Annotated in this window: 20 protein-coding genes; 7 read left to right on the top strand and 13 right to left on the bottom strand. The window is 60.6% G+C overall.

All coding sequences use genetic code 11. From position 1 onward, the window contains the following. Window position 1: 1 nt before the first annotated feature. Window positions 2-1000: a LacI family DNA-binding transcriptional regulator gene (locus tag GOX53_RS01860; protein WP_171173281.1), complete on the bottom strand. Its 999-nt coding sequence runs from the start codon at window positions 998-1000 to the stop codon at window positions 2-4. Window positions 1001-1269: 269 nt separating this feature from the next. Between GOX53_RS01860 and GOX53_RS01855 the strand changes: the two genes are divergently transcribed. Genes GOX53_RS01855 through GOX53_RS01845 form a run of 3 tightly spaced genes read left to right on the top strand, consistent with a single transcriptional unit; the run spans window position 1270 to window position 4500 of the window. Beyond that, entirely contained in the window at window positions 1270-2382 is a 1113-nt protein-coding gene (locus tag GOX53_RS01855; protein WP_171173280.1) for an extracellular solute-binding protein, read from the top strand. A 21-nt stretch (window positions 2383-2403) separates the two neighbouring features. Further along, window positions 2404-4056: a BCCT family transporter gene (locus tag GOX53_RS01850; RefSeq protein ID WP_171173279.1), complete on the top strand. Its 1653-nt coding sequence runs from the start codon at window positions 2404-2406 to the stop codon at window positions 4054-4056. Between the two features lie 3 nt (window positions 4057-4059). Next, window positions 4060-4500 (top strand): Hsp20/alpha crystallin family protein, encoded by a 441-nt coding sequence (locus GOX53_RS01845; RefSeq protein ID WP_171173278.1) that lies wholly within the window; start codon window positions 4060-4062, stop codon window positions 4498-4500. A 111-nt stretch (window positions 4501-4611) separates the two neighbouring features. Here GOX53_RS01845 and GOX53_RS01840 read toward each other — a convergent pair whose 3' ends face one another. Together GOX53_RS01840 and GOX53_RS01835 are read right to left on the bottom strand one after the other, a co-directional pair. Further along, entirely contained in the window at window positions 4612-5514 is a 903-nt protein-coding gene (locus GOX53_RS01840) for a DUF5666 domain-containing protein (protein ID WP_171173277.1), read from the bottom strand. Then, window positions 5511-6314: a DUF6502 family protein gene (locus tag GOX53_RS01835; RefSeq protein WP_171173276.1), complete on the bottom strand. Its 804-nt coding sequence runs from the start codon at window positions 6312-6314 to the stop codon at window positions 5511-5513. The genes GOX53_RS01840 and GOX53_RS01835 overlap by 4 nt, the downstream gene beginning before the upstream one ends. 151 nt (window positions 6315-6465) lie before the next feature. Here GOX53_RS01835 and GOX53_RS01830 point away from each other — a divergent pair, with 151 nt between their 5' ends. Together GOX53_RS01830 and GOX53_RS01825 are read left to right on the top strand one after the other, a co-directional pair. Beyond that, window positions 6466-8088, top strand: a complete 1623-nt coding sequence (locus GOX53_RS01830; protein WP_171173275.1) for an AMP-binding protein — start codon at window positions 6466-6468, stop codon at window positions 8086-8088. Further along, window positions 8088-9401, top strand: a complete 1314-nt coding sequence (locus GOX53_RS01825; protein ID WP_171173274.1) for a hypothetical protein — start codon at window positions 8088-8090, stop codon at window positions 9399-9401. The genes GOX53_RS01830 and GOX53_RS01825 overlap by 1 nt, the downstream gene beginning before the upstream one ends. 49 nt (window positions 9402-9450) lie before the next feature. Here the strand turns inward: GOX53_RS01825 and GOX53_RS01820 are convergent, their stop codons facing one another. The 10 genes from GOX53_RS01820 to GOX53_RS01775 form a co-directional block, all read right to left on the bottom strand. Continuing rightward, window positions 9451-11373: a beta-galactosidase gene (locus GOX53_RS01820; RefSeq protein ID WP_171173273.1), complete on the bottom strand. Its 1923-nt coding sequence runs from the start codon at window positions 11371-11373 to the stop codon at window positions 9451-9453. Beyond that, window positions 11370-12230 (bottom strand): SMP-30/gluconolactonase/LRE family protein, encoded by an 861-nt coding sequence (locus GOX53_RS01815; protein ID WP_171173272.1) that lies wholly within the window; start codon window positions 12228-12230, stop codon window positions 11370-11372. Before GOX53_RS01815 ends, GOX53_RS01820 begins: the two co-directional genes overlap by 4 nt. Then, the gene (locus GOX53_RS01810) at window positions 12227-12832 is read right to left on the bottom strand and encodes a 2-dehydro-3-deoxy-6-phosphogalactonate aldolase (RefSeq protein WP_171173271.1); all 606 of its coding nucleotides are present in this window, start codon (window positions 12830-12832) and stop codon (window positions 12227-12229) included. Before GOX53_RS01810 ends, GOX53_RS01815 begins: the two co-directional genes overlap by 4 nt. A 3-nt stretch (window positions 12833-12835) precedes the next feature. Then, window positions 12836-13729, bottom strand: a complete 894-nt coding sequence (locus tag GOX53_RS01805) for a 2-dehydro-3-deoxygalactonokinase (RefSeq protein ID WP_171173270.1) — start codon at window positions 13727-13729, stop codon at window positions 12836-12838. A 3-nt stretch (window positions 13730-13732) separates the two neighbouring features. Continuing rightward, on the bottom strand, window positions 13733-14500 hold the full coding sequence (locus GOX53_RS01800) for an SDR family NAD(P)-dependent oxidoreductase (protein ID WP_171173269.1): 768 nt from the start codon (window positions 14498-14500) through the stop codon (window positions 13733-13735). Then, the gene (locus GOX53_RS01795) at window positions 14500-16212 is read right to left on the bottom strand and encodes an IlvD/Edd family dehydratase (protein ID WP_171173268.1); all 1713 of its coding nucleotides are present in this window, start codon (window positions 16210-16212) and stop codon (window positions 14500-14502) included. Before GOX53_RS01795 ends, GOX53_RS01800 begins: the two co-directional genes overlap by 1 nt. Beyond that, entirely contained in the window at window positions 16209-18296 is a 2088-nt protein-coding gene (locus tag GOX53_RS01790; protein WP_171173267.1) for an alpha-galactosidase, read from the bottom strand. Before GOX53_RS01790 ends, GOX53_RS01795 begins: the two co-directional genes overlap by 4 nt. Beyond that, window positions 18296-19144: a carbohydrate ABC transporter permease gene (locus GOX53_RS01785; RefSeq protein ID WP_171173266.1), complete on the bottom strand. Its 849-nt coding sequence runs from the start codon at window positions 19142-19144 to the stop codon at window positions 18296-18298. The genes GOX53_RS01790 and GOX53_RS01785 overlap by 1 nt, the downstream gene beginning before the upstream one ends. Before the next feature lie 3 nt (window positions 19145-19147). Continuing rightward, on the bottom strand, window positions 19148-20080 hold the full coding sequence (locus GOX53_RS01780; RefSeq protein ID WP_171173265.1) for a carbohydrate ABC transporter permease: 933 nt from the start codon (window positions 20078-20080) through the stop codon (window positions 19148-19150). 104 nt (window positions 20081-20184) lie between these two features. Further along, window positions 20185-21441 carry an ABC transporter substrate-binding protein gene (locus tag GOX53_RS01775; protein ID WP_171173264.1) on the bottom strand — a complete coding sequence of 419 codons (1257 nt, stop codon included), beginning with the start codon at window positions 21439-21441 and terminating at the stop codon, window positions 20185-20187. A gap of 139 nt (window positions 21442-21580) precedes the next feature. On the opposite strand from GOX53_RS01775, the gene GOX53_RS01770 reads away from it, so the two are divergent. Further along, complete coding sequence (locus tag GOX53_RS01770; protein WP_171173263.1) at window positions 21581-22375, top strand: IclR family transcriptional regulator; 795 nt, start codon at window positions 21581-21583, stop codon at window positions 22373-22375. Continuing rightward, window positions 22372-23427, top strand: coding sequence for an ABC transporter ATP-binding protein (locus tag GOX53_RS01765; protein WP_171173262.1), 1056 nt, complete (start codon window positions 22372-22374; stop codon window positions 23425-23427). The genes GOX53_RS01770 and GOX53_RS01765 overlap by 4 nt, the downstream gene beginning before the upstream one ends. Window positions 23428-23476 lie beyond the last annotated feature (49 nt).

Below are 23476 nucleotides of genomic sequence, written 5' to 3'. Positions count from 1 at the left end.
CTTATGGGCGGGGCCGCAGCGTGCCCCGCTCGACAATCGTGCAGGGGAAAATCCGCGCTTCCGGGTGACGGTCCGGATTGCTGAGCATCGCCTCCATCAACTCAAGCGAGGCCAGAATGATTTCGGGGATGGGCTGCCGGATCGTGGTCAGGTTGATGTTCTGCCAACCGGCCATTTCCATGTCGTTCAGCCCGATAATCCCGACATCCTGCGGCACTTTGCGGCCCGCGTCCTGCAACGCGCTCAGGACGCCAATGGACAACACGTCGTCGCCGCAGAAATACCCCTCGGCAAGTTCGCCCTGCAACAAACGCTGCATCTCGTGGCGGCCTGCTTCAAAGGAATAAGCACTGGCAAAGCTCTGACCGACCCGGATATCCGGGTGCTTCTTGAGTTCGGCCATGAAACCTTCGTGACGATCTTGCGTCGAGGTTGCGGTCTTTGGCCCACCAAGGAATGCAACACTGCGATATCCGCGCGCGACCAGTTCGCGTGCGGCCATCCGCCCGCATTCGATGTTGTCAATGCCGACAACATGCACGCCGGGCGTACTGGTCTGACGGCCAAAGGAATGCACAACCGGCACACCCGCCTCGCGAAACGCTTCGGCAAATCCTGGAGACAAGGTTGACGAGGCAACAACAACACCGTCCACGGAGTATTGCCGCAGCATACGGACCGAGTTTTCAGGATCTGTTTCGTCGGTCAGGTTGACCAGCAAGGGCCGCAAGCCTTTTTCCTGAAGGCCTCGTGTGAACAGGTCGAAGACCTCAAGAAACACCGGATTGTGGAAGTTGTTGGAGACAAGTCCGATCAGCTTGGTCCGGCCTGTCGTCAAACTCGAAGCCAAGGCGTTGGGGCTGTACCCGAGTTCAGCCGCGGCCTTTTCCACCTTTTTGCGCATCTTTTCAGACACCGAGGCGCCATCGGTGAACGCCCGTGACACAGCCGAGCGCGACACGCCAGCGCGCTGTGCAACATCCTTGAGGGTCACCGCCATTCAATACCTCAACATCATACCGACATACATGGCTTTTACCCAAGATCGGCGGCAAGTGCAGGTGAAATTTGCAATGACGCTGCAACCGATTTCACTCAGCACGCGGCGGCAGTGACCCATGAGTGCCGGCTTCGCGAATTGGCGGCGATCCGCTGTGAGGCAAAATAATTTCGTGAGAGACAAATAATTTGTGATCTTATTGCTTGAATCGTTATCAAGTTGCAAGATTACGAAATCTCCGTTGGCATCTCATGATACAGGAGGCTGCATTGACCCCAACAGTAGCACAAGGTTTGGCTCGGCTGACGGCAGCCACCCTCCTTTGCCTCGCACCGTTTCAGGTTCAGGCACATTCCGATCTGACACTGGTGAATTTCGGCGGCAGTGCCGCCCGCGCGCAAATGTTGGCGCTGCTCAGACCGTGGGAAAAGGAAACCGGCTCTTACGCCACCATGGAAGAATACAATGGTGGGATCGAGGAAATCCGTCGCCAGGTCGATTCCGCGAATGTCACCTGGGACGTGATTGACATGGAGTATTCCGACCTCATTCAGGCCTGCGACGAGGGCCTGCTTGAGACGTTTGATCTGGACAGCCTGCCACCGGGCGGGGACGGTACGCCGGCGGCGGAGGATTTTCGGAGCGGCGCTTTGCACGAATGTGGTGTGGGAAATCTGATCTGGTCTACGGTCTACGCCTACAACGGCGATGAGTTTGCTACGGAGCCAACGACGATTGCCGACTTCTTCGATGTCGAGGCCTTTCCCGGCAAGCGCGGCATCCGCCGCGATCCACGCGGCATTCTGGAATGGGCGCTGATGGCCGATGGCGTCGCCGCCAGCGACGTCTATGCGCAACTGGGCACGTCGCAGGGACTGGACCGCGCCTTTGACAAGCTGGCCGGGATTCACTCGGACATTGTGTGGTGGGAACGTGGGCCGCAACCTGCGCAGCTGCTTGGGGAGGATGCCGTGTCGATGAGCATGGCGTGGAACGGACGGCTATTCCGTCCGATCACCGAAGATCGGCGCGATATCCGTATCGTCTGGGACGGGCAGGTCTGGGAATACGACCTGTTCGCCATCCCCAAAGGATCGCGCAATCTGCCGGCGGCGCTGGACTTTGTCCGCTACGCCACCAGCACCGACAAACTGGCAGAATGGACAACCTTCATCTCGTATGGTCCGGCGCGGAAATCATCGGCTGCGAAAGTGTCGCCCGAAATGGAGCCGCTTTTGCCCACAAGCGAAGCAAACATGACCAATGCCCTACGCTACGACTCGCAATGGTGGGCGCAGAACATCGGCAAGATTCGTCCGCGGTTTGAAGCCTTCGCCTCGCCCGACTTCGGGCAAGAGGGCGCTCAGGCTGGCCGTTTCTGAAGCACGAACCCGGAGGAAGAGATGCAAGGACCAAAGATTGACAAAGTCATCTTCTACACGGCGCTCGTCGTTATCGTGTGCTTTTCCGCCCCGCTGGTGATGTTTCCAGCCGATGGCAAGGCCGTTTTGGGCAAGGCACTGTCGTGGTCAACCAAGACACTGGGCTGGGCTTATCTATGGTTCACTATCGGTGCGTTCGGCATTCTGGTTTACTTCGCTCTGGGACGGTTCGGCAAAGTCCGTTTCGGCGGGCCTGACGCGCGGCCCGAGTTTTCGCTGCCCAGTTGGGTCGCGATGTTGTTTTGCGCCGGGATCGGCGCCAGCGTGATGTACTGGGGCACCATCGAATGGGCCTATTACTACTCGGGACCACCTTTTGGTATCGAGCCCAAATCACAGACCGCCACCGAGTGGGCCGCGATGTATGGCCTGTTTCACTGGGGGTTCACCGCTTGGGCCGTCTACTGCATCCCAACGCTGCCGCTGGCGTATCTCTACTGGAACAAGGGTCGTTCGATCCTGAGGCTGTCTGCTGCCTGCGAAGGGGTTATCGGAAGCAAACATGCCAATGGCACGGTCGGCAAAATGATCGACGTGTTGTTCATGTTCGGTCTGATCGGCGGTGTGGGCACGTCGCTGGGTCTGGGGACACCCATGCTGTCGGCGGGTCTGGCCGAGCTGTTTGGCGTTGAGCGCAATTTCACGCTGGATCTGATTGTGATCGCGATCTGGTCCGCAATCTTCGGGTTCTCGGTCTATTCCGGGTTGGAGAAAGGCATCAAGGTTCTGTCCGACATCAACCTGTGGCTGATCCTGTTCGTGCTGGGCTTTTCGTTCCTGTTCGGCCCAACCATCTTTATGTTGGACACGTTCACAAACTCCATCGGTCTTCTGGTCCAGAACTTTGTCGAGATGAGTTTCTACGTCGACCCGATCAACAAGGGTCAAAAGTTCATCGAGGCGGCAAATGACGGCAAATCCTACGTCGACGCCGGAGGTACCTTCCCGGAATGGTGGACCATTTTCTACTGGGCCTGGTGGATCGCCTATGCACCCTTCATGGGCCTGTTCGTCGCCCGCATCTCGCGCGGGCGGACGATCCGGGAACTGATCGCGGTGGAAATCCTTGGCGGTTCGCTGGGGTGCTGGATCTTCTTCGCGGTTCTCGGAAACAGCTCGATGTTCTTCCAACTTGAAGGCACGCTGGACCTCAGCCAGATGGTGTCCGACGGGCTGGCCCCCGAGGCCATCGTGGCCACAATCATGGAGTTGGGCGGGCGATCCATCCCGTTTGCCATTCCGCTGCTGATCGTGTTCGTCGTGCTGGCCTTCATCTTCGGAGCCACCACGCTGGATAGTTCGGCCTATACGCTGGCAACCGTGGCGACCGAGGACTCCGGCGAGGCGGTTGAACCTGCCCGTTGGCATCGGTTCTTCTGGGCGATTGCCCTGGCTGCGGTATCTTTGTCCCTGATGTTCGCGGGCGGCAAGGACAGTCTCAGCGCTCTGCAGGCGGCGTCAGTCGTGGTGGCTCTGCCCCTGATGGTGGTGCTGACCTTGATGGTGATGTCCTTGATCAAGTGGCTCAAGGAAGACTACCCATCTGCCGAACTGGAAGATCCGACGGATGTGCGAATTCCGATTTCGTCAACCAAACCAACACCGGGAGAGTAACTCATGGCACAACGTATTGCGTCCCCTTTCGGTACGGTAATCCTGTCGGAGAACCGTCATGAAAACGTGTTGGAACGGGTCTTCGGCGAAGACGCGCCCGAGGGACCGGCACGCAATCCGCGTGTCCCGGCGGTTGACGTCTATGAAACGCCAAGCGCCTATATCCTGCTGATGGATTTGCCTGGCGTCCGGAAAGAGGACATCCATGTCAAATACAGTGACGGCACTCTCTCGATCAGCGCCGAGGCCAAGGGGCTGCAACGGGATGACGGCCACTGGATCATGCACGAACGCCGCGTCGGGCGTTACGTGCGCGGTGTCGATCTGGGCCGAAGTGTCGATCCGTCCACGATCTCGGCTGACTACAATGACGGCATTCTCGAACTGACGATTTCAAAACCGTCCGAGGACCAGGCCGAAGCCGTCGAGATCGAGATCGGCTGAGAGGGGCCAAGGCGCACATCACAACCAAAGGACCTATCGGTTGCGGGGCGTTGTCACGCCGCCACTTGGTCTATTTCTACGTTACTGCTGAACTATTGAGGCTGTCCGGGTTCAGTCCCGGAAGCCGCAATTCAGCTTTTCGGCCGCCTGTCGGGTTTCGCTGTCCTGCAATGCCTCACCCGGCACCTCACCCAGGGCGCCGCCCGCGCCGCACTGAACCACCTTTTGTGAGGTACTGATCATCCCGGGGCGCCGCGTATATGCAACAAGGCCGCTGCCCAGGATCGTATAGAGCCCGTCCGGCAGCGGCACGGACAGATAGCCCTCGACCTGCATGATCCGGACCGGTTGCGTGAACAGCCCGGTCTCAAACCGTAAGGCCTGTATGCCGCCCGGCGCAACGACGCCAGTGGCGCGGACAACGTCCCCAGGTGCGAGGTGCAAGAGGTCCATTCCGAACACAGCGGTATTGCCGATCACCACCCGCCCCTGGTTGTCCCGGCCAAGAAATGTGCCGCTGATCTGAGCCTGCCGCTTGTCTTCGGGAACCGCTGACAGTTTGGTGGCACGAACATCGTCATCGTGCCAAAGGCCACTGACCGCGATCCAGTCACCCACAGACACGCTTTCGATCCGGCCTGCAGCCCGAATTTCGGTGCCAAGGATCGTCATGTGCTGACCCTCAATTTCATCGACCGGCCCGACCAACGGAAGGACCTGACGAATATAGGTCGCCCGCCAGATTTCGTCTTCCGGCTGGGCAATAACGGCCACCGTATGACCGGGCCTCAGGTCTCCAGCGGTGACAACGTCCAGCGAGTCACTGACCACCAAGTCAGGATCGAACATGATGTGCTGACCATTCACGTAGATGCTGCCGATCTCGGTGACCGTCCCCACGATGCCGGTACCGATGATACCACCCTCGCGTTCCTCACCTTCCTGCGCCGCCGCGGCCAATGCACCAAAGGCAAAAACGAACAGCCAGACCGCTATGCGTGCCACCGGGTTCATTCGCCATCCTCCGTATCCGGTGTGGGCAAGACATATCCTCCAAACGCAAAGCGACCGGTATGGTCACTACCCGCGTCGCGTTCCTGAAGCTCCCGCGCCAAAGCGTTGATCTCCTCAAGCAAAATCTGCGCCTTCTCCGCTGCGGCCGCCGACAATAGATCCACGGCTTCCGGCGACAGATGAGAGTATCTGACCACCCTGTCGAAATGTCTTGTGGCGCCCTTGGGCGCGAGCAGATTGTGAGTGGCAGCCGCAAGATGCGCGGACAAAGTCGCCTGATAAGCCGCAACAAGGGCCTCCCCGCCGGCATCTGGCAGGAAAGCCCGGGTTTGTAGGCGAAACCTGTTGTTGTCCAGCGCCTCAACGACCTCTTGGTCCAGCATCGTGGCAAGGACAGTTCCAGGCGCCATATCGGCCCGAGTCCTGCGGATGATGTCGTATATCCCGACATCACCTTCTCGCGGTAAATCCAGGGGTGTGCCATCTGCATCCTGGTACTCGGGGGCCGTGGCCCAATAGCTGACAGTCATGGCAACCGCGTTTGCCGATCTGACGGAGGGTGCTTTTTCCCCATCCTGACGCAGTCGCTTGACGTCCTTACGGTGCAATCCGGTACGCAGGCTGATCCGGCTGTCGGTGGTGTCGCTGCCCTCGACATGCATGGCCGCATTCACCAAGGCTTGTTTCAGCGCCTCGGTCGCCGCCTGAACGGTCACTCCCCGCGCAACCATCGCCTGTGCCAAGGGTTCAAGCAAATCGGCCAGCGTCGTGGCAAACGGATCCTCGGGAATATCGTTCATGCATTTGAGCTTTCGGCGAAATTCCGCATAGCAGTATCGGCATATTTCCGCACTGAACAGGTCTGTGATGGGAAGTTGATCCATTGTGAACATGAAATGGGATTTTTTCCCATTAGCGTGTTCACGCTTGATTATTTTTCAGGAGCCCATCATGCAAGATCTTGCCTCAGGCTTTACATCAGCCTTTTCAAACATTGACCTCACTCGCTCGCAACTGACCTCTGACCCGCTGGCTCATCTCAGCGTCGCGGACCGGGACCGGTTCCTCGCCTTTGGCTGGGGGATCGAACAGGCCCCCAGGTTCCCGACAATCGTTGAAGCCATCGATCATCAGGCAAAGACCCAGCCAGAAGCGATCGCGGCCGAGCACAACAGGTGCACGTTGACCTATGCCGAGCTTGATGCCGCAGCAAACCGCGTAGCCTCGGTGTTGCGTGCACATGGCGTGCAGCGCGGCGACGCCGTGTGCCTGTATCTTCACCGCTCACTTCCCATGCTGGTTGGCATCGTTGCCACAATACGGGTTGGTGCGGCCTATGTACCCCAGCATGTCGGAGTGGCGCCCAAAGACACCTTGCGCCACATCGCCAGGGTGACCGGCGCACGGGTCATCCTATCGCTGCAGGAACTGTCTGATCAGGTGCCCGTGGCCAGCGATCAGAGCCTCGTCACCATCGACACCGTCATGTTCGATCCTGCGCTGAATGATGACGCCCCGCCACGCGAGAAATTCGCCGCGCAGCCCGACGATCTGGCGATGATCCTGTTCACCTCCGGCACCACCGGCGTGCCGAACGGCGTGCAGGTCACGCACAAGAACCTCTGCAACATCCTGTTGACCGCACCGGGCGATCTCGGAATGCGGCCCGGGATGCGGGTGGGTCAGATCCTGTCCATCGCTTTCGACATGGCCGCATGGGAGACTCTGGGCGCCCTCAGCAACGGCGCCACGCTGGTCATTCGCGGCAAGTCGATTCAGGAAACGGCTGAGCAGGTCGATGTGCTGATCGCGACGCCCTCGATCCTGAACTCGCTGGATGCCAGCCGCTGCCAGCAAGTCAAGGTGGCTGCCGTCGCGGGTGAGCCCTGCCCCCGTCCGCTGGCCGATTTGTGGGGCAGTTTCTGCACTTTCTACAACTCGTGCGGGCCGACCGAGACCACAATCATCAACACCGCCGAGCCGCATTTTCCGGACAAGCCGGTGCTGTCGATCGGGCGCCCGACGCCCAACAACACCGTCTACATTCTGGACGAGAACCTGCGCCCGCTGCCCATCGGCCATAAGGGCGAGATGTGGGCGGGGGGCGATTGTGTCACCGCCGGATATCTGGCGAACCCCGAGTTGACCGGCGAGCGCTACAAGCCAGACCCGTTCTGCCCCGACCACATGATGTTCCGCACCCGCGATCTGGGCCGCTGGACCGAGAACGGCGAGTTGGAGCATTTCGGGCGCGTGGACGATCTGGTGAAAGTGCGCGGTTTCCGCGTCGAGCTGGATGGTGTGACGAACGCGCTCGAGATGTCTGAATGCTGCCAACAGGCGGTCACGCTGAAATATGACAACCGTAATCTGGTGAGCTTCATCTCGCCCGCGACCGCCTGCCCGAAACGGGCGGCGCAATCGGTGGCGAACCGGCTGCCTTATTATTGCAGCCCCACGGTGGTGCTGCCGATGGACGCCTTGCCCCGCACCCCGCGCGGCAAGCTGGACAAGCGGTTGTTGCTGAAACTGGCGCAAGACCATATCGCGGCGCAAGGCGTGGAGCTGAACTGATGACCGCGCAGACGACCAATCTCGAAACCCGCCCCCTCAACTGGCGGCGGGTCACCCGGCATCCCGCTTTCATGGAGTATCGCCGTCTGGCCTTCCTGGTGGCGATGGTGAACCTGACCGTGTTTGTCCTGGGCCTGCGCAACGGGCGCTGGTTCACGGCGGACGGCTATGCGCTGGGTGCCATCGCGGACATGGCGCTGATCAATCTCAGCATGGGTATCCTGATCCGGCAGCAACGGGTGGTGAACGCGCTCTTCTGGCTGGCGACCCGGGTGCCGGTCTCATGGCCGCTATGGATACGCTGGGGCGCGGGCAAGGTGTTCCATTTCGGCGGGCTGCATTCCGGCGGCACGGTTGCCGGAACAGTCTGGTTCGGGTTCCTGCTGTTTGCGATGATGGCGAACCGGGCGGCGGGTGCCGCGCTGCCCTCGGACCTGACGCTGGGTTTGAGTGTGGTGATGGTGGTGCTGATGACGCTCATGATCGTCTCGGCGCTCGGGCCCATCCGGGCGCGGTTCCACAACACGTTCGAAAAGATCCACCGCTTTGTCGGTTGGACGGTGCTGGGGTTGTTCTGGGCGCAGACTGTCTCAATCACGCGCGATACGGGCGGAGAGTTGATGCAGACCCCGGCCTTCTGGATGTTGTGCCTGATTACCCTGTCCATCGTCTCGCCTTGGCTGACGCTGAAACGGGTGGATGTGGAAATCGCGAAACCCTCAAACCACGCCGTGCTGGCGCGGTTTGACTATGGCGACACGCCCTTTCCCGGCAGTTCGAACGCGATCAGCCACACCCCCTTTGGCGAGTATCATTCCTTTGCCAACATCCCGTCCCCGGACCGGCCTGGCTATCGTCTGGCTATCAGCCGCGCAGGGGACTGGACGGGGCACTTCATCGACAATCCTCCGGACAAGGTCTGGGTCAAGGGAATCACCACGTCAGGCGTGGCACGGATCGAGGTGCTGTTCCGCAAGGTGGTCTATGTCGGCACTGGCTCGGGTATAGGTCCGATCCTGCCGCATCTGCTGGCGGGCGATGTGCCCAATCGGCTGATCTGGTCCACCCGGGCTCCCCGCAAGACTTATGGTGACGCGCTGGTGGATGAGATCGAGGCGCATACCGAAGCCCCCCTGATTTGGGACACTGACGCGCAGGGCAAGCCCAACCTGTCGGCACTGGCCTTGCAGGCGGTGCGTGAAAGCGACGCCGAGGCGGTGATCGTGATCTCGAACCAGAAGCTGACGCGCAAGGTCGTGCATGACATGGAAAGCCTCGGCATTCCGGCTTATGGCGCGATCTGGGACAGCTAGAGCCGTTTGACCACTGTGGGAGCGGATCGATACGACCCGCTCCTGCATTTTAGCTTAGGTTCAGCCTTTGCCCCTTGTGCCAGATGGCCACTTCGCAAGGTGCGTAGCTGTGCCCCTCCCACTCAACGGTGCTGTTGGCGTAGTTGAACACGAAGGAATGATCGCCCAGAGACCTTCGGCGCAGACCCTCGGGCAGTCGGGTCACCGTCAATCCCATCTGCTCTGCCGCCTCTGCCACGATCCGGTCCCACAGGGCATCGTCCGGAAATCCGGCGAGATACCACAGGCCCGGCTTTGCCAGTGCCATCGGCGCACCATCCTCGAACCGGAACGGAACTTCCGCCGAACCTGACACCCGCTCGTACCAATGCCGCACCGTGCCACCTCCGACCACCGGCCTGGCGACTGCGGGCGGCAGGCTTTCCATCAGATCCACATGGCAGTCGAACTCTTCAATGCCCGGACGGCCCGCGTCTGGGATGCTGAACTCGGAGGTGATTGCACCGCTACGGGGTCCTATGACCGTAAGGCCGGATGTATCCTTGAGCGCCTGCGCCAACGAATTGTCGAGTTCAGCCAGACCTGGGGCGAGGATCAGGGAATAGCCTTCGAAATCCCGACAAGAGCTGGGCAGGATATCCACCGACAGTCCCGCACGGCGCAGGGCGCGGTAGGCCGAGAAGACCAGCCGGAAATAGTCGAACCCCGCCCCTTGCGGTTGCGTTGCCCACGCCCAGTCGGACGGGTAATCGAACAGGATCGCCACCTGCGCCCTGGCCGTTGCCAGATCCGGCAGTTGCTCCAGAACCGCAGCGACCTCCTGCGCCTCGGCCAGCCCCGGCGCGAACCGCCCGTCTGGCTGCAACAACCCGGCATGCATCTGCTCTTGCCCGAACGGTGCCTGCCGCCAGCGGAAATAGCTGACCACCTCGGCCCCATGCGCCACCGCCTCGAGCGACCACAGCCGCACCATGCCCGGTAGCGGAGCCGGGTTGTGCGGCGCCCAGTTCACCGGGCCCGGCTGTTGCTCCATCACCCACCAGCGCCCGCGCCCCACGGCGCGGTAGAGATCATGGTGAAAAGCCTGCATGTCCGGATCGCCCTGTTGCAGGAACGCCTGCTTGTGCGCATCCTCTGCCTCGAGTCGGTCCGAGAGAAACCCGATCGGGTAGCTGTCCCAGCTGGCAATATCCAGATCCGCCCCGACCTCGAAATGATCAAAGTCGAGAACACGGCCCATATAGTTGTGGATCAATGGCGCCTCGGTATGCCGACCCAGCACATCCGTCTGCACCCGATTGAACGCCACCACCTGATCCGAACTGAACCGACGGAAGGCCAGCACATGGGCCGGGTTCGCCTCGGTCACCGTTAGGTTCGGCGGGTCGATCTGGTCGAAGGACTGATACTCCATGGACCAGAACACATTGCCCCAGGCCTCGTTCAGTTTCTCTACCGAGCCGTAGCGATCCGCCAGCCAGAGCCGGAAGGCCGTAGCCGCCGCGTCGGAGTAGCTAACGGTCGTGTCGTGACAGCCATATTCATTATCGACCTGCCACGCGGTCACATGGGGGCTGGCCCCATAGCGCGCGCCCAGAATGTCCACGATCCGTGCACATTCCTCGCGGTATCCCTGATGGCTGAAGCAATAATGCCGCCGCGAGCCGAACTTGCGCGGGCGGTCATCTGCATCCGCCGCAAGCATGTCTGGGTGACGATCCAGCATCCAGCGCGGTGGCGTTGCGGTGGGTGTACCCAGCACCACCTTCAGCCCCGCCGCGCCCAGCGTCTCGATGGACCGATCCAGCCAGTCCAGCTGCAACTCGCCAGGCACGGGCTCCATCCGGCTCCACGCGAACTCGCCGATCCTAACCCAGCGCAGGCCGGTCTCGATCATCAGCCGCGCGTCTTCGGCCCAGCGGGCCTCGGGCCAGTGCTCGGGGTAGTAACAGACACCCAGTTCCGGTTTCATAGAATGACCCTGTGCTCCGCCTGACCCTTGCCCGCTCGTTCGCTGGCAAAGGTCATGCCATTGCGCGGTTCAGCCTCCAATGCCTGCGCATCCAGCCCCTCTCTTGCCGTCGTGCAATAGAGCGTCGACAGGTCCGGCCCACCAAAGGCGGGGCAGGACGTGTGCTGCGCCGGAAACTCACATGCCCGAAGAAACTGCCCGTCTGGTGTATATGCGGCAATGCGGCTTGCACCCCATTGCGCAACCCAAACACTGCCTTCGGCATCCACAACCGCGCCGTCCGGGTTCAATCCAGCATCGTTCAGGTCGAGGAACGTCTCAGCCTCACTCACAGGCCAGCCGGTTTCGGCCTCCAACGCCCATCGCATGATGCGGCGCGTTGTGGTGTCCGTGTAGTAGGCGCAGGACCGGTCGGGCGCGAAACAGATCGCATTGGAGATGGTGATACCCGGCACTAGCTGCCGTAACTCTCCCCGGTAATAGCGATAGATGGCACCCGCCGCCTTTTCGGCGTTCTTGCCCATGGTGCCGATCCAGAACCCGCCCCATGGATCGGCACGCCCATCATTCGAGCGGATCACAGGATTGTCGGCCTCAAGCGCCACAACCAACTCGCGCGAGCCGTCGGCGATATCAAACCGCCACAGCCCGGTTTCCGAGGCGATCAGCAGCCTGTCGTGATCCACCCAGCCCGCGGCCGAGACATGCTCACCAAAGGTCCAGCTTTCCTGCTGGTCGCCCCTCCGGGTCAAGAGTTGTTTGCCCATGATGTCGAACCAGAACAGCTGCTGCCGCTCGGGATGCCACAGAGGCCCCTCGCCCAACTCACAGGCGCGGTCGTCGAAAACCGTGGTCATGCGGTCGCCTCGTCATATGCCGCCACGATCCTTGCGGCCTGAGTGGCCACCTCGGACACCGACATACCCGGCTTGTAGAGCGCCGACCCGATACCGAACCCATCCGCGCTGGCCGCGATCCACTCACCGAAATTCTCCGGCCCCGCACCTCCCACGGCGTAAACCTGCGTGCCCTTTGGCAGCACGGCGCGCAGGGCGGACAGGCCCGATGTCCCTGCCACCGCGCCGGGAAACAGTTTCAGGCCCGAGGCGCCCGCCTTGAGCGCCGCAAAAGCCTCGGTCGGGGTGAATACCCCCGGCCAGCTTTCCAGCCCCAGCGCCCGGCTGCGCGCGATGACATCGGTGTCGCAACTTGGGGAGACGATCAGCTTGCCGCCTGCTTCGGCCACAGCCTCGACCTCGTTAACGGTCAGAACCGTTCCGGCGCCGATCAGGGCGCGGTCGCCACAGGTCTGTGCCATGGCGGCGATGCTCTGCAACGGCTCGGGCGAATTCAGCGGCACCTCGATCCGGTCGATCCCGGCGGCGATCAGCGCCTCGGCCATCGGCACGGCCTCGTCCGGGCGCAGGCCGCGTAAAATGGCAATGATAGGTCGGCTCATATCTCAGCTCTCCAGCAGATTGCGGGCCGCGGACAGCCCGGCGAGCGTCATGTCCTGCGCGTCGGCCAGAGTGACAAATGCCCCCTGTTGTCGCAACGCAGTGGCGTAGGTCTCGGCAATACCAGGCGCACCGATCACGGCCAGTTGCTGGCCCAGCCAATAGGGCCGTGCAGCCGCAAGTTCAGCACCGATCAAGAGCCCGGACAAGCGCGCGCGCGCCAAGTTGGGATCCTGCCCCTCAAGCAGATCCTGCGCACGCAGACCAAAGAGGCGGGATGCAAGATTTTCGGGTTTCGACAGCATGTCATCCACACTCTCGACAAAAGCATCCGCATCCCAACCATCGCCAACCGAGTGGCGCAGAACCGACTGGCTTCCCAGCAGCTCGAACAGCTCACCGGTCATGAAGGTGCGGAAGCTTACCACCTCACCTGCGCTGATCTGCGCCCATTTGGTGTGAGTGCCGGGCAGACAGATCACCCCGTCCCAGTTCTGGTTTAGGGCGAGCAACCCGGCGATCTGGGTCTCTTCCCCACGCATCACGTCCGCCGGTTTGACCTGTTTGAGGCCGGGCACGACATACGCCCGCAAGCGCGGACCTGTGTCCGGCACTCGCACCGGCGGCACTGGAAGCGGCGCGGCGGGTACGGCACTGTACGGCGCCTCGACCCAACCCTGCCGGGCACCCACCATGCCACAGGCGATCACGTCAACGGGGCCATCGCCGATCCAGTCACCGACAAGCTCCAGCAAGGCTGGCTCGAACCCGTCGCGACCCAATCGGGACATGCCGTTCCCGGATACAGCTTCGGCCACGGCAGTTTCGCCCCGCATCGCCCAGGCCCGCAGGCAGGACGTGCCCCAATCTACCGCAATCCATTCCGCGTTCACGCTCATCCCTTATCCTGTCGTCACAACGCCACCATCGACCACCATGCATTGCCCGGTCATCATGCGGCTGGCTTCGGAGGCCAGAAACAGGGTCGGCGCAATCATGTCCTCGGGCGCCAGATGTTCCTTGAGGCATTGCCGCCCGAGATGCGCGGCAAGGTCCTCGGGCGTCGCCCATTGGTCGAGCTGCTTTTGCGTCAAAACCCAGCCCGGCGCCAGCGCGTTCACGCGGATGTTCTGCGGGCCCAGCTCACGGGCGAGCGACCGGGTCATGCCGGTGATGCCCGCATTTGCGGTGGTGTAGGCCGGGTAACCCGCATTGCCCATCATGTAGCTGATCGAGCTGAAATTGATGATCGAGCCGCCATTCTCAGCCATCTGCCGGGCGGCCTCCTGACAGGCGAAGAAATAGGCCTTGAGGTTGACCGCCTGCATCCAGTCCCAGAAGTCGGGCGTTGCCTCCTCCAGTGTATGCCGTTGGTCGTTGGCGGCGTTGTTGACCAGCACCTTGAGCGGCCCGTGCGCCTCGGCGGCTTGCATCATCGTGGCGCGCAGTTGATCGGTGTCGGTGATGTCGCCTTGCATAAACAGCGGGGCGCGTCCGTGCTTGGCCTCCATCTCCGCCACGAAGGCACTTGCATCGGAACGCCCGATAAAACCAACATTGGCGCCTTGGGCCATGAACCCATCCGTAAGTGATGCGCCGACGCCCGAGCCGCCGCCGGTGATATAGATCGAGGCCCCGTTCAGGTCCGGGAAGGTTGCGATCTGTTCCATCAGTGGCTCTCCCGTGTGACCAGCCGCGTGTCCTTGCCGGTGAGGAAGTCCAGATCGGCCCCCTGATCCGCCTGCAGCACGTGGTCGACATAAAGCTTGGCATAGCCGCGTGTGTAGTGCGGCGGATCCGGTTGCCACGCGGCGCGGCGGACCTCAAGCTCGGCCTCGTCCACCAGCAGTTCCAGTACGCCCTGACTGGCCGAGACGCGGATGCGGTCGCCGGTCTTGACCAGCGCCAGCGGGCCGCCGGCCTGAGCTTCGGGGCTGACATGCAGGATCACGGTGCCGAAGGCAGTGCCCGACATGCGCGCGTCCGAGATGCGGATCATGTCCCGCACGCCTTCCTTCACCAGCCGCCTCGGGATCGGCATGTTGCCGACCTCGGGCATACCGGGATAGCCTTTGGGGCCGCAACCCTTGAGGACAAGGATTGTCTCGGGCGTCACCGGAAGGTCATCCCGGTCGATATTGGCCTTCAGGTCCTCGATGCTGTCAAAGACATAAGCTTCGGCTTCGGTTTCCAGCAACGTGTCGGTGGCGGCCGAGGGCTTCACAATGGCTCCGTTGGGCGCCAGATTGCCGCGCAGCACGCGCAAACCGGCGGCCGGTTTCACTGGCGCATCGAAAGCGTGTATGACATCGCGGTTGAAGCATTCTGCGCCTTCGTAGTGGGCCGAGATATCCTTGTTCAGAACCGTCATTGCCGGGCGCAGATGGTCTTTCAACTCGGACAGAACCACTGGCATGCCACCGGCGTAGCAGAAATCCTCCATCAGGTATTTGCCGGAAGGCATGCAGTTGACCAGCAGAGGGATCTTCGAGCCGATCTCAAAATCCTGCAAGGTCAGTTCGACGTCCACACGCCCGGCTAGCGCCAGCAGATGCACGACTGCATTGGTCGATCCGCCAACGGCGGCATTGGCCAGAATGGCGTTTTCAAAGGCTTCCTTGGTCAGGATATCCGAGGGTTTGAGGTCTTCATCCACCATCTCGACAATCCGCTTGCCGGTCAGATGCGCCAGCGCCATGCGGCGGGCATCCACAGCAGGAAGAGCCGCGTTGGTGGGCAGGCTCATCCCCATCGCCTCGACCAGAGAGGCCATGGTCGATGCCGTGCCCATGGTCATGCAGACCCCGGCACTGCGGGACATGCCGGATTCGGCATTCATGAAATCCTGCAGGGTCATTTCTCCGGCGCGCACGGCCTCGGAGAACTTCCACACATCGGTACCTGAGCCGATATCCTGCCCGCGATATTTGCCGTTCAGCATTGGGCCGGAACTGACGACGATAGTTGGCAGATCGACCGACGCTGCGCCCATCAGTTGTCCCGGCGTGGTCTTGTCGCAGCCACCCAGAAGCACGACGCCGTCGATGCCGTAGGCACGGATCGATTCCTCGACGTCCATGGCCAGCAGGTTGCGGAACAGCATCGCCGTGGGCTTCATCTGGGTCTCGCCCAGCGACATGACCGGGAATTCAACTGGAAAACCACCCGCCTCCCAAACGCCGCGTTTGACACCCTCGGCCAGGTCGCGCAGACCCGAGTTGCAGGGGGTCAACTCGGACCAGGTGTTGCAGATGCCGATAACGGGGCGGCCGTCAAAGGCATGGTCGGGAAAGCCTTGGTTCTTCATCCAGGAGCGGTGGATGAACCCGTCCCTATCGAGCTTTCCATACCAGTGTTGCGAGCGGCGTTTCTCATTGCTCATAGTTTTTCACCTTCGATGACCCACATGGATTGTGGGAAGCTCCACGGTAGGGTCAGCCCATAACTCATCAGATATTGTCCGCTTAACGTGACGGGCTGCTGTTTCAGGACCGGGTTGCCGCGCGACAACGTTGGCGGTGCCTCGGCTGTTCGGCGCAGTTCTACGCGGTAAAGCGCATCCGCCTCCAGCCGCGTCAACCGCAACGGTCGCGGCGCAATCTGAGCCGACGTTGCAGCCTTGCCCGCAAACACTACAAAACGCGATCCGTCGCTTGTTTGTTGCTGTTCGGCGATTACGGCTGGATCGGGGCTGTCGAGTCGCAGAATATCCGCAGAATACAGCCAGTCGCGGTTGGCTTTCCACCATGTGGTCACGCCGCGCAGTACTGCTGCTTCGTCTTCGGTCAGCTCGCGGGGGTCCATCTCAAACCCCATATGGCGCTGCGCCGCCACCCAGGCACGGAAACGGATATCCAATACGCGGCCCGACGTATGGCAGACGCGCGGGCCGACATGGCTACCGGTGACCGCCATGGGCAGGAAGATTGCTGCGTTGTGCTGAATGCGTAGCCGCTCCAACGCATCATTGCTATCACTCAGCCAGACCCGTTGAGTGCGTTTGAGAATGCCGAAATCGATGCGTCCTCCGCCTGACGCACAGCTTTCGATTTCCACATGCGGGAAATCGGCGCGCAACCGGTCGATCAGCGCATAAGACCCCCGCGTCTGCGCCGCGTCAGGCATCGGCAATACACGGTTGTGGTCCCACTTGATATAATCGATGTCATGCGCCGACAGGATCGCGGCCATTCGCTCATAAAGAAACTCTCGCACTTCCGGCAGCGCCATGTTGAGCGCCTTTTGTTGGCGGCCTAAAATCTGATCCTCACCTCCCAGCGCCCATTCCGGGTGGGCCCTGTGGATCGAGCTGTCAGGGTTGATCATCTCAGGCTCGAACCAGATACCGAATGTCATGCCCAGCGAGTGTACATGCTTGATCAGCGGGTCCAGGCCTTCGGGGTATTTGCGCTGATCGACCTCCCAATCTGACAGCGACGAGGTGTCATCGTCGCGCTGCCCGAACCAGCCGTCGTCCAGTACAAAGCGTTCCGCACCCAGGTCGGCGGCGCGCGTCGCGATGTCCTTTAATTCCGGCAGGTTGTGGTTGAAATAGACCGCTTCCCAGCAATTGTAGTGCACGGGCCGGGGGCTGTCCGGCTTTGGAAACGTGACGATCCGGTCGCGCAGATGACGCTGGAAAGCCACGGCGCAGCCATTGATCCCGTCATTGGAAAACACTGCGTAGAGTGGCGCGGTTTCGAACCGGGTCTGGGCATCGCGCTCCATCCGTGCGGCCTGCCCGAACTGGATTTGACGGCGGCCATCGGGCAATTCCTCGGCCACCATCCTATGACCGCCGGACCAGCCGAAATGGAAGCCATACGCCTGTCCCTGGGCATTTGTCGCCCCTCGCACGGGCACGATCAGGCCGGGAAAATGCTCATGGCCCGTGCGCCCGGTGCGGTTCTCGCGATACCGGATACCGGGTGACCAGGCAGTCCGGTTCATCTGAAACTCGCCGCACCAACGCCCGGCAAAATCCAGCATCTCATCCGACAATTGCGGTGCGGGAAAGACCGGTGCGCTGAGCCAGTGGAGCAGCACGGGGCGATCCGCCTCAAGGGTTGCCTGCGCCTCGATAATGTGGGTCTTGGGGTCGATCGAAAATCGCGCCGAATAGGTTAATCTATCCGTTTCGTCACGGTAAGTCAGGACGATTTGACGCTCGTCAACCTCTTCGCTTTCATAACAGAACTTGGGCAGTAGCGGCCTGCCCCCACCATCACGGACGATAAGCCCAGGCTGGCCCGGAAAACTACGTGTGGCCTCAGGACAGATGGACAGTTCCGGGTTGGCATCCAACATGCCGCCGGTGACGTCAAGGCCGTAGGCCTGGAACAACGTTTCCTGGTTTTCGCCATCCGGTAGGCGAGGCCCGAAATAGACGACTTCGGGAAGGTGCTCGCGATGGGCCGCGAGCACCAGGGATTGTCGCTCATCATGAAGCGACCAGGTTCTTATCATTACTTGACGGCTCCAAGGGTAAGACCCGCGATGAAGTGTTTCTGCATGAGGAAGAACATGGCCACCGGGGGAAGCGCTGCAACGATACTACCCGCGCTCATCAGGTGATAGGCGGCCCGGAACTGGGCATTGAAGCTGGTGATGCCTGCGGTCACCGGCTGGCTTTCTGCGCCTTGGGTCAGCACCACCGCCCAGAAATAGTCGTTCCAGATGAAGGTGAACATCAGCACCGACAGAGCGGCAAGTGCCGGCTTCATCAGCGGCAGCACCACATACCAGAAGATCTTGATTTCGCTGATGCCTTCGACCCGGGCGGCCTCGATCAAGGCAAAGGGCAGCGCCTTGATGAAGTTGCGCATGAAGAGGGTGCAGAACCCGGTCTGGAAGGCGATGTGGAACAGGACCAGCCCGGTCTTGGTGTTATAGAGACCAAGATCCAGGGTCAGGTCGCGCACTGGCACCATCAGGATCTGGAACGGGACGAAGTTGCCCGCCACGAACATGAAGAAGATCCACATGTTTGCACGGAACTTGTAAATCCCAAGCGCAAAGCCGGTCATCGTGCTAAGCGCCACCGCGCCGATCACCGTCGGAACGGTGATCAGGACCGAGTTCAGCATGTAGCGCGGCATGTCGCTGTTGAAGAAGACCTGCCCGTAATTGTGCATCAACTCGAAAGAAGACGGCAGCCCCCAGTAGTTGGCGTTGACGAAATCGGCATCTGGTTTGACCGAGAACAGAGCCACCGCCAGCAGCGGCCCCAGCCACATCAGCAGGGCGATGGGCAGAAGCGCCTTGTAGGTGAGTTGGGCTGCCTTGGGCTGTTTTTCGATTGGTGTCGGAAACATGGCTTAATGTCCCTTCTCTTCACTGTACATCGACCAGAGGAAGTAAACGATGAAGCACATCATGATCATGAACAGCACCACTGCGATGGCGGCGCCATAGCCCATGCGGAAACCGTATTCCGAGAGAGCCACTTCGAACATGTAATAGGCCAGCACGCGGGACGAGCCGAACGGGCCGCCCTGTGTCATGACCGAAATCAGGTCGAAGGATCGCAGCGCGCCGATGATGGTGACGACAAAGGCGATAAATGTGGCGGGCCGCAATTGCGGCAACACGATGTACCATAGCATCCGTGCGCCTTTGGCACCGTCCAAGCGGCCAGCCTCGATCTGTTCGGGATCAACGGCATTCAGGCCGGTGAGATACAGGATCATGCAATAGGCGGTCTGTGGCCAGAGCCCGGCCAGGATGATACCGTAGGTGACCAGATTTTCGTTGCCAAGAACGTTGATCGGACCCGCCCCGAACAGCCCCAGAAACTGGTTCAGCAGGCCAAAGGTGGGGTCGTAGAACCAGGTGAAGACCAGCCCAACCACAACCTGGCTGATGACGAAGGGGAAGAAGAACAACGACTTGTACAGCCGGATGCCCCAGATGGTCTGGTTCAGCAGCAGGGCAATGAACAAACCCGCCGGAATCGCCAGAAGATACAAAACCAGCCAGATCAGATTGTTCTTTAGCGAGACATAGAACGCGTCGCGATCAACCCACTCATAGTACAAGTCTTCATAGTTGCGCAGACCGATATACTCCGCCTCACCAAGCCCGTCCCACTGATAAAGAGACAGATTGAAGGACTGGAATACGGGGGCAATTACATAGACCAGAAAGAACAGAATACCCGGGGCCAGAAACAGCCATGGGGCAATCGCTTGTTGGTTGCGGTGGAACCAGCTTTCGGGTTCGGCTTGGGATAGCTCTGTGGTGGCTGTCATGGCGACAATCGCTCCGCAGGTTCGGGGTGACGGGACGGCGGGACATACCCCGCCCTCCCCATTGGCGTAGGCGCGGCGGAGGTCTCACCCCACCGCTCTGCTCGTTATTTGTAGATGCGCTTGCGGGCGCGTTCGAGCTTGGACAGGATACGGTCCAGGTTGTCGGGCTTGATCATGAACTCCTGAAAGCCTTCCATCGACACCTTGGCCATCTCGGCCGGAGCGTCGCGGTCCCAGAACTGGGCCACTCCACCGGTGCTGTTTGAGCTCAGCATTTCAAAGCCCTGCTGCAGGAACTTGTCGTCATCCACGCTGGATTGCGCATTGACCGGCAGCTGACCAAGGTTCTTGCCGTTGTTGATGATCGTCTGTTCCTCTGGCGAGGCTGCAAAACGCAGGAACGCACGCGCCGCTTCCTTGTTCTTCGCAGCGGACGGAATGTGGAACGTGTCGGTCGGCGCATCCTCCGAGAGTGCGACGTCGGGATTGATCTTGACGAACTGGTAGAAGTCCAGCTGATCATCGGTCAGGCCGGAGTCGCGCAGCGGTGCCACGGCGAAGTTGCCCATCAGATAGGCCGCCGCCTCGCCATTGACCATGAAGGGTAGCGCCTCCTGCCAGCTGTAGGTCTGGTGGTTGTCGATGAACGCGCCCATGTCGATGAGCTCTTTCCAGTTGGCGAAGGTCTGCTTGACCCTGTCATCTTCCCAGCTGACCTTGCCTCCGGCCAGATCCATGTGGAAGTCAAAGCCGTTGGTGCGCATGTTCAGATAGTCAAACCAGCCACCCGCGGTCCACAGGAACTTGGTCCCGATGGTATAGCAGGCCCGGCCCGACTCGACGATCTTGGCGCAGTTGGCCTTCTCCTCTTCCCAAGTGGTGGGTTCGCTCAGGCCCAGCTCTTCGAAGATGTCTTTGCGGTAGTAGACGCCCCACTGATAGTAGGTATAGGGCACGCCCCACTGCTTGCCATCGATGGTCATCGCACCTTTGGTCGATGCCAGATTGTCGGCGATTTCAGGCTCGGCCCAGAGGTCGGACACATCCTCGAACAATCCGGCCTCGACATACGGGCGCATGCGGTTCGCGGCGTACCATGTGGCCACATCGGGCGCGTTTGCGGTCAGAAAGTTACGGATCTGCGTCTTGTAGGCCTCACGGTCGATCACCGTGATCTCAATGTTGAGATCTGGGTTCTTCTCCCCAAAACGCCCAATCATCTCCTCCATTGTCGCGCGCGGCGCCGGGTTGGATGTGTCCAGGAAAATCGTGAGGTCGCCGGTCAGTTCGGCCTTGGCCGGTACGGCAAACGCAAGGCCGACCGCAACGGCGGCGGCGGTCCGCTTCAAGATGGAATGCATGGTTTCCTCCCTATTGCTTCCATTTAGTTCCAATATTTGAAACTAGAATTTATATATTGAAAACTACACATCGACTCGGGTAGGGTTGTCAACAGATTCCTGTCGGGAGGGCAGGACCAAGGGAGGAGACACCGGCAAAGTGTCAGGCGACGGAACAGTCGGAAAAGCATGTGATGTGCTGGACCTTGTTGCAGGATTCAACCGCCCGGTACGGTTCGGTGAGTTGCTCGACCACAGTCCATTTCCCAAGGCCACGCTCTATCGGTTCCTGCAGACGCTGACCAATCAGGGCATGCTGAATTTTGACCCTGACCGTCAATCCTATGCACCCGGGATCCGCCTCATGCGCCTCGCCCATGCCGCTTGGACTCAAAGCTCGCTGGCTCCTATCGCGCGGCCCCATCTGGACGCGCTCAGCCGGGATCTGGGTGAGACCGTGCATCTGGCACAGCTCGATGCGTCACAGGTTCTATACGTAGACAAGCGCAACGCCGAACAGCCGGTCGAGATGTATTCGCAGGCTGGAAAGGTGGGCCCCGCTTACTGTACCGGCGTCGGCAAAGCCATGCTGGCCTTTCTACCCGAAAAAGCACTCAATCTTGCTCTGTCTCAACAAAGCTACTTCCGGTTTACGCCGAACACCCTGGCGTCAGAAAAGGAACTGCGGGCAGAACTCGAAACGATCCGTTCGGACGGCTATGCCTTTGACCGTGAAGAGCATGAGCCGGGCATTATCTGCATCGCCGCGCCGATCCTGACGCCGAACGGAAGAATGCTGGGCGCGATTTCGATCACCGGCCCAACCAGTCGGACCGATCTGACGCAGCTGGAAGAATGGGCACCGCTCGTAAGGCAGGCCGCAGACGATATTGGGCGCGAGGCGCAAGCCTGGCGCTTTCCAGACATACAACAGGAAAAGGTAATACTGACATGACAGGTGTGACGCTGGAGCGCGCGATCAAGCGCTATGGAACTGCTCAAGTCATCCATGGAGTTGATCTGGAAATACAAGACGGTGAGTTCTGTGTGTTCGTCGGCCCCTCGGGCTGCGGGAAATCTACCCTGTTGCGGATGATCGCGGGGCTCGAGGAAACCACCGAGGGCACCATCAATATCGGCGCGCGGGACGTAACCCACATGGACCCGGCCAAGCGCGGTGTGGCGATGGTGTTTCAGACCTACGCGCTCTACCCGCACATGACAGTGGGCGAGAACATGGGCTTTGGCCTGAAGATGAACGGTGTTGCAAAGGCCGAGATCGACAAGAAAGTTCAGGAAGCGTCGAACATTCTGAAACTCGACCAGTATCTTAAGCGCAAGCCCAAGGCCCTGTCCGGCGGTCAGCGCCAGCGGGTTGCCATCGGCCGCGCCATCGTGCGGGGGCCGGAAGTGTTCCTGTTTGACGAACCCTTGTCCAACCTTGACGCCGAACTGCGGGTCGAAATGCGCGTCGAAATCGCGCGCCTGCACCAGGAAATCGGCGCGACCATGATCTACGTCACCCACGATCAGGTCGAAGCAATGACCATGGCCGACAAGATCGTCGTGCTGCGTGATGGCCGTATCGAGCAGGTGGGCGCACCGCTGGAGCTATACCGAAACCCGAAGAACAAATTCGTGGCCGGTTTCATTGGCTCGCCGTCGATGAACTTTCTGGACTGCGATGTGGCGGATGGCGCGCTGGTCCACCCCGCGTTGACGCAGCCATTCAAACCGTCCATTGATTTGCCCTCAGGAGCCACCAAGGTGACGCTTGGCATCCGCCCGGAGCATATCGAAATCGACCGCGCCGCAAATAACCTGTCGGTTGAACTGACCGAGGCGTTGGGCGGCGTGTCCTACACCTATGTCAGCGCATCGAATGGCGACCGGATGATTGTCGAGGAACGCGAAGACGAACGCAGCACGACAGGCGAATCGGTTGGCATGACGTTCCGCCCGGACCGGGCGCTGCTGTTCGATGTGGAGACAGGCCAGCGCCTCTGACACTACGGTTCGGTGCACCTGGCAGGGATGCTCAAAATCGGTCGATCAT

It is taken from the genome of Ruegeria sp. HKCCD8929 (assembly GCF_013031405.1).
GTDB lineage: Bacteria > Pseudomonadota > Alphaproteobacteria > Rhodobacterales > Rhodobacteraceae > Ruegeria.
Note: the sequence above shows the minus strand (reverse complement) of the source record. Positions and strands in the feature narration are given on the sequence as shown.

Coding starts and splice junctions, on each gene's coding strand:
- GOX53_RS01850 (WP_171173279.1), top strand. CDS start 2,404: ATGCAAGGACCAAAGATTGACAAAGTCATCTTCTACACGGCGCTCGTC.
- GOX53_RS01790 (WP_171173267.1), bottom strand. CDS start 18,296: ATGATAAGAACCTGGTCGCTTCATGATGAGCGACAATCCCTGGTGCTC.
- GOX53_RS01835 (WP_171173276.1), bottom strand. CDS start 6,314: ATGAACGATATTCCCGAGGATCCGTTTGCCACGACGCTGGCCGATTTG.
- GOX53_RS01825 (WP_171173274.1), top strand. CDS start 8,088: ATGACCGCGCAGACGACCAATCTCGAAACCCGCCCCCTCAACTGGCGG.
- GOX53_RS01785 (WP_171173266.1), bottom strand. CDS start 19,144: ATGTTTCCGACACCAATCGAAAAACAGCCCAAGGCAGCCCAACTCACC.
- GOX53_RS01780 (WP_171173265.1), bottom strand. CDS start 20,080: ATGACAGCCACCACAGAGCTATCCCAAGCCGAACCCGAAAGCTGGTTC.
- GOX53_RS01795 (WP_171173268.1), bottom strand. CDS start 16,212: ATGAGCAATGAGAAACGCCGCTCGCAACACTGGTATGGAAAGCTCGAT.
- GOX53_RS01810 (WP_171173271.1), bottom strand. CDS start 12,832: ATGAGCCGACCTATCATTGCCATTTTACGCGGCCTGCGCCCGGACGAG.
- GOX53_RS01830 (WP_171173275.1), top strand. CDS start 6,466: ATGCAAGATCTTGCCTCAGGCTTTACATCAGCCTTTTCAAACATTGAC.
- GOX53_RS01820 (WP_171173273.1), bottom strand. CDS start 11,373: ATGAAACCGGAACTGGGTGTCTGTTACTACCCCGAGCACTGGCCCGAG.
- GOX53_RS01765 (WP_171173262.1), top strand. CDS start 22,372: ATGACAGGTGTGACGCTGGAGCGCGCGATCAAGCGCTATGGAACTGCT.
- GOX53_RS01815 (WP_171173272.1), bottom strand. CDS start 12,230: ATGACCACGGTTTTCGACGACCGCGCCTGTGAGTTGGGCGAGGGGCCT.
- GOX53_RS01860 (WP_171173281.1), bottom strand. CDS start 1,000: ATGGCGGTGACCCTCAAGGATGTTGCACAGCGCGCTGGCGTGTCGCGC.
- GOX53_RS01800 (WP_171173269.1), bottom strand. CDS start 14,500: ATGGAACAGATCGCAACCTTCCCGGACCTGAACGGGGCCTCGATCTAT.
- GOX53_RS01775 (WP_171173264.1), bottom strand. CDS start 21,441: ATGCATTCCATCTTGAAGCGGACCGCCGCCGCCGTTGCGGTCGGCCTT.
- GOX53_RS01845 (WP_171173278.1), top strand. CDS start 4,060: ATGGCACAACGTATTGCGTCCCCTTTCGGTACGGTAATCCTGTCGGAG.
- GOX53_RS01805 (WP_171173270.1), bottom strand. CDS start 13,729: ATGAGCGTGAACGCGGAATGGATTGCGGTAGATTGGGGCACGTCCTGC.
- GOX53_RS01840 (WP_171173277.1), bottom strand. CDS start 5,514: ATGAACCCGGTGGCACGCATAGCGGTCTGGCTGTTCGTTTTTGCCTTT.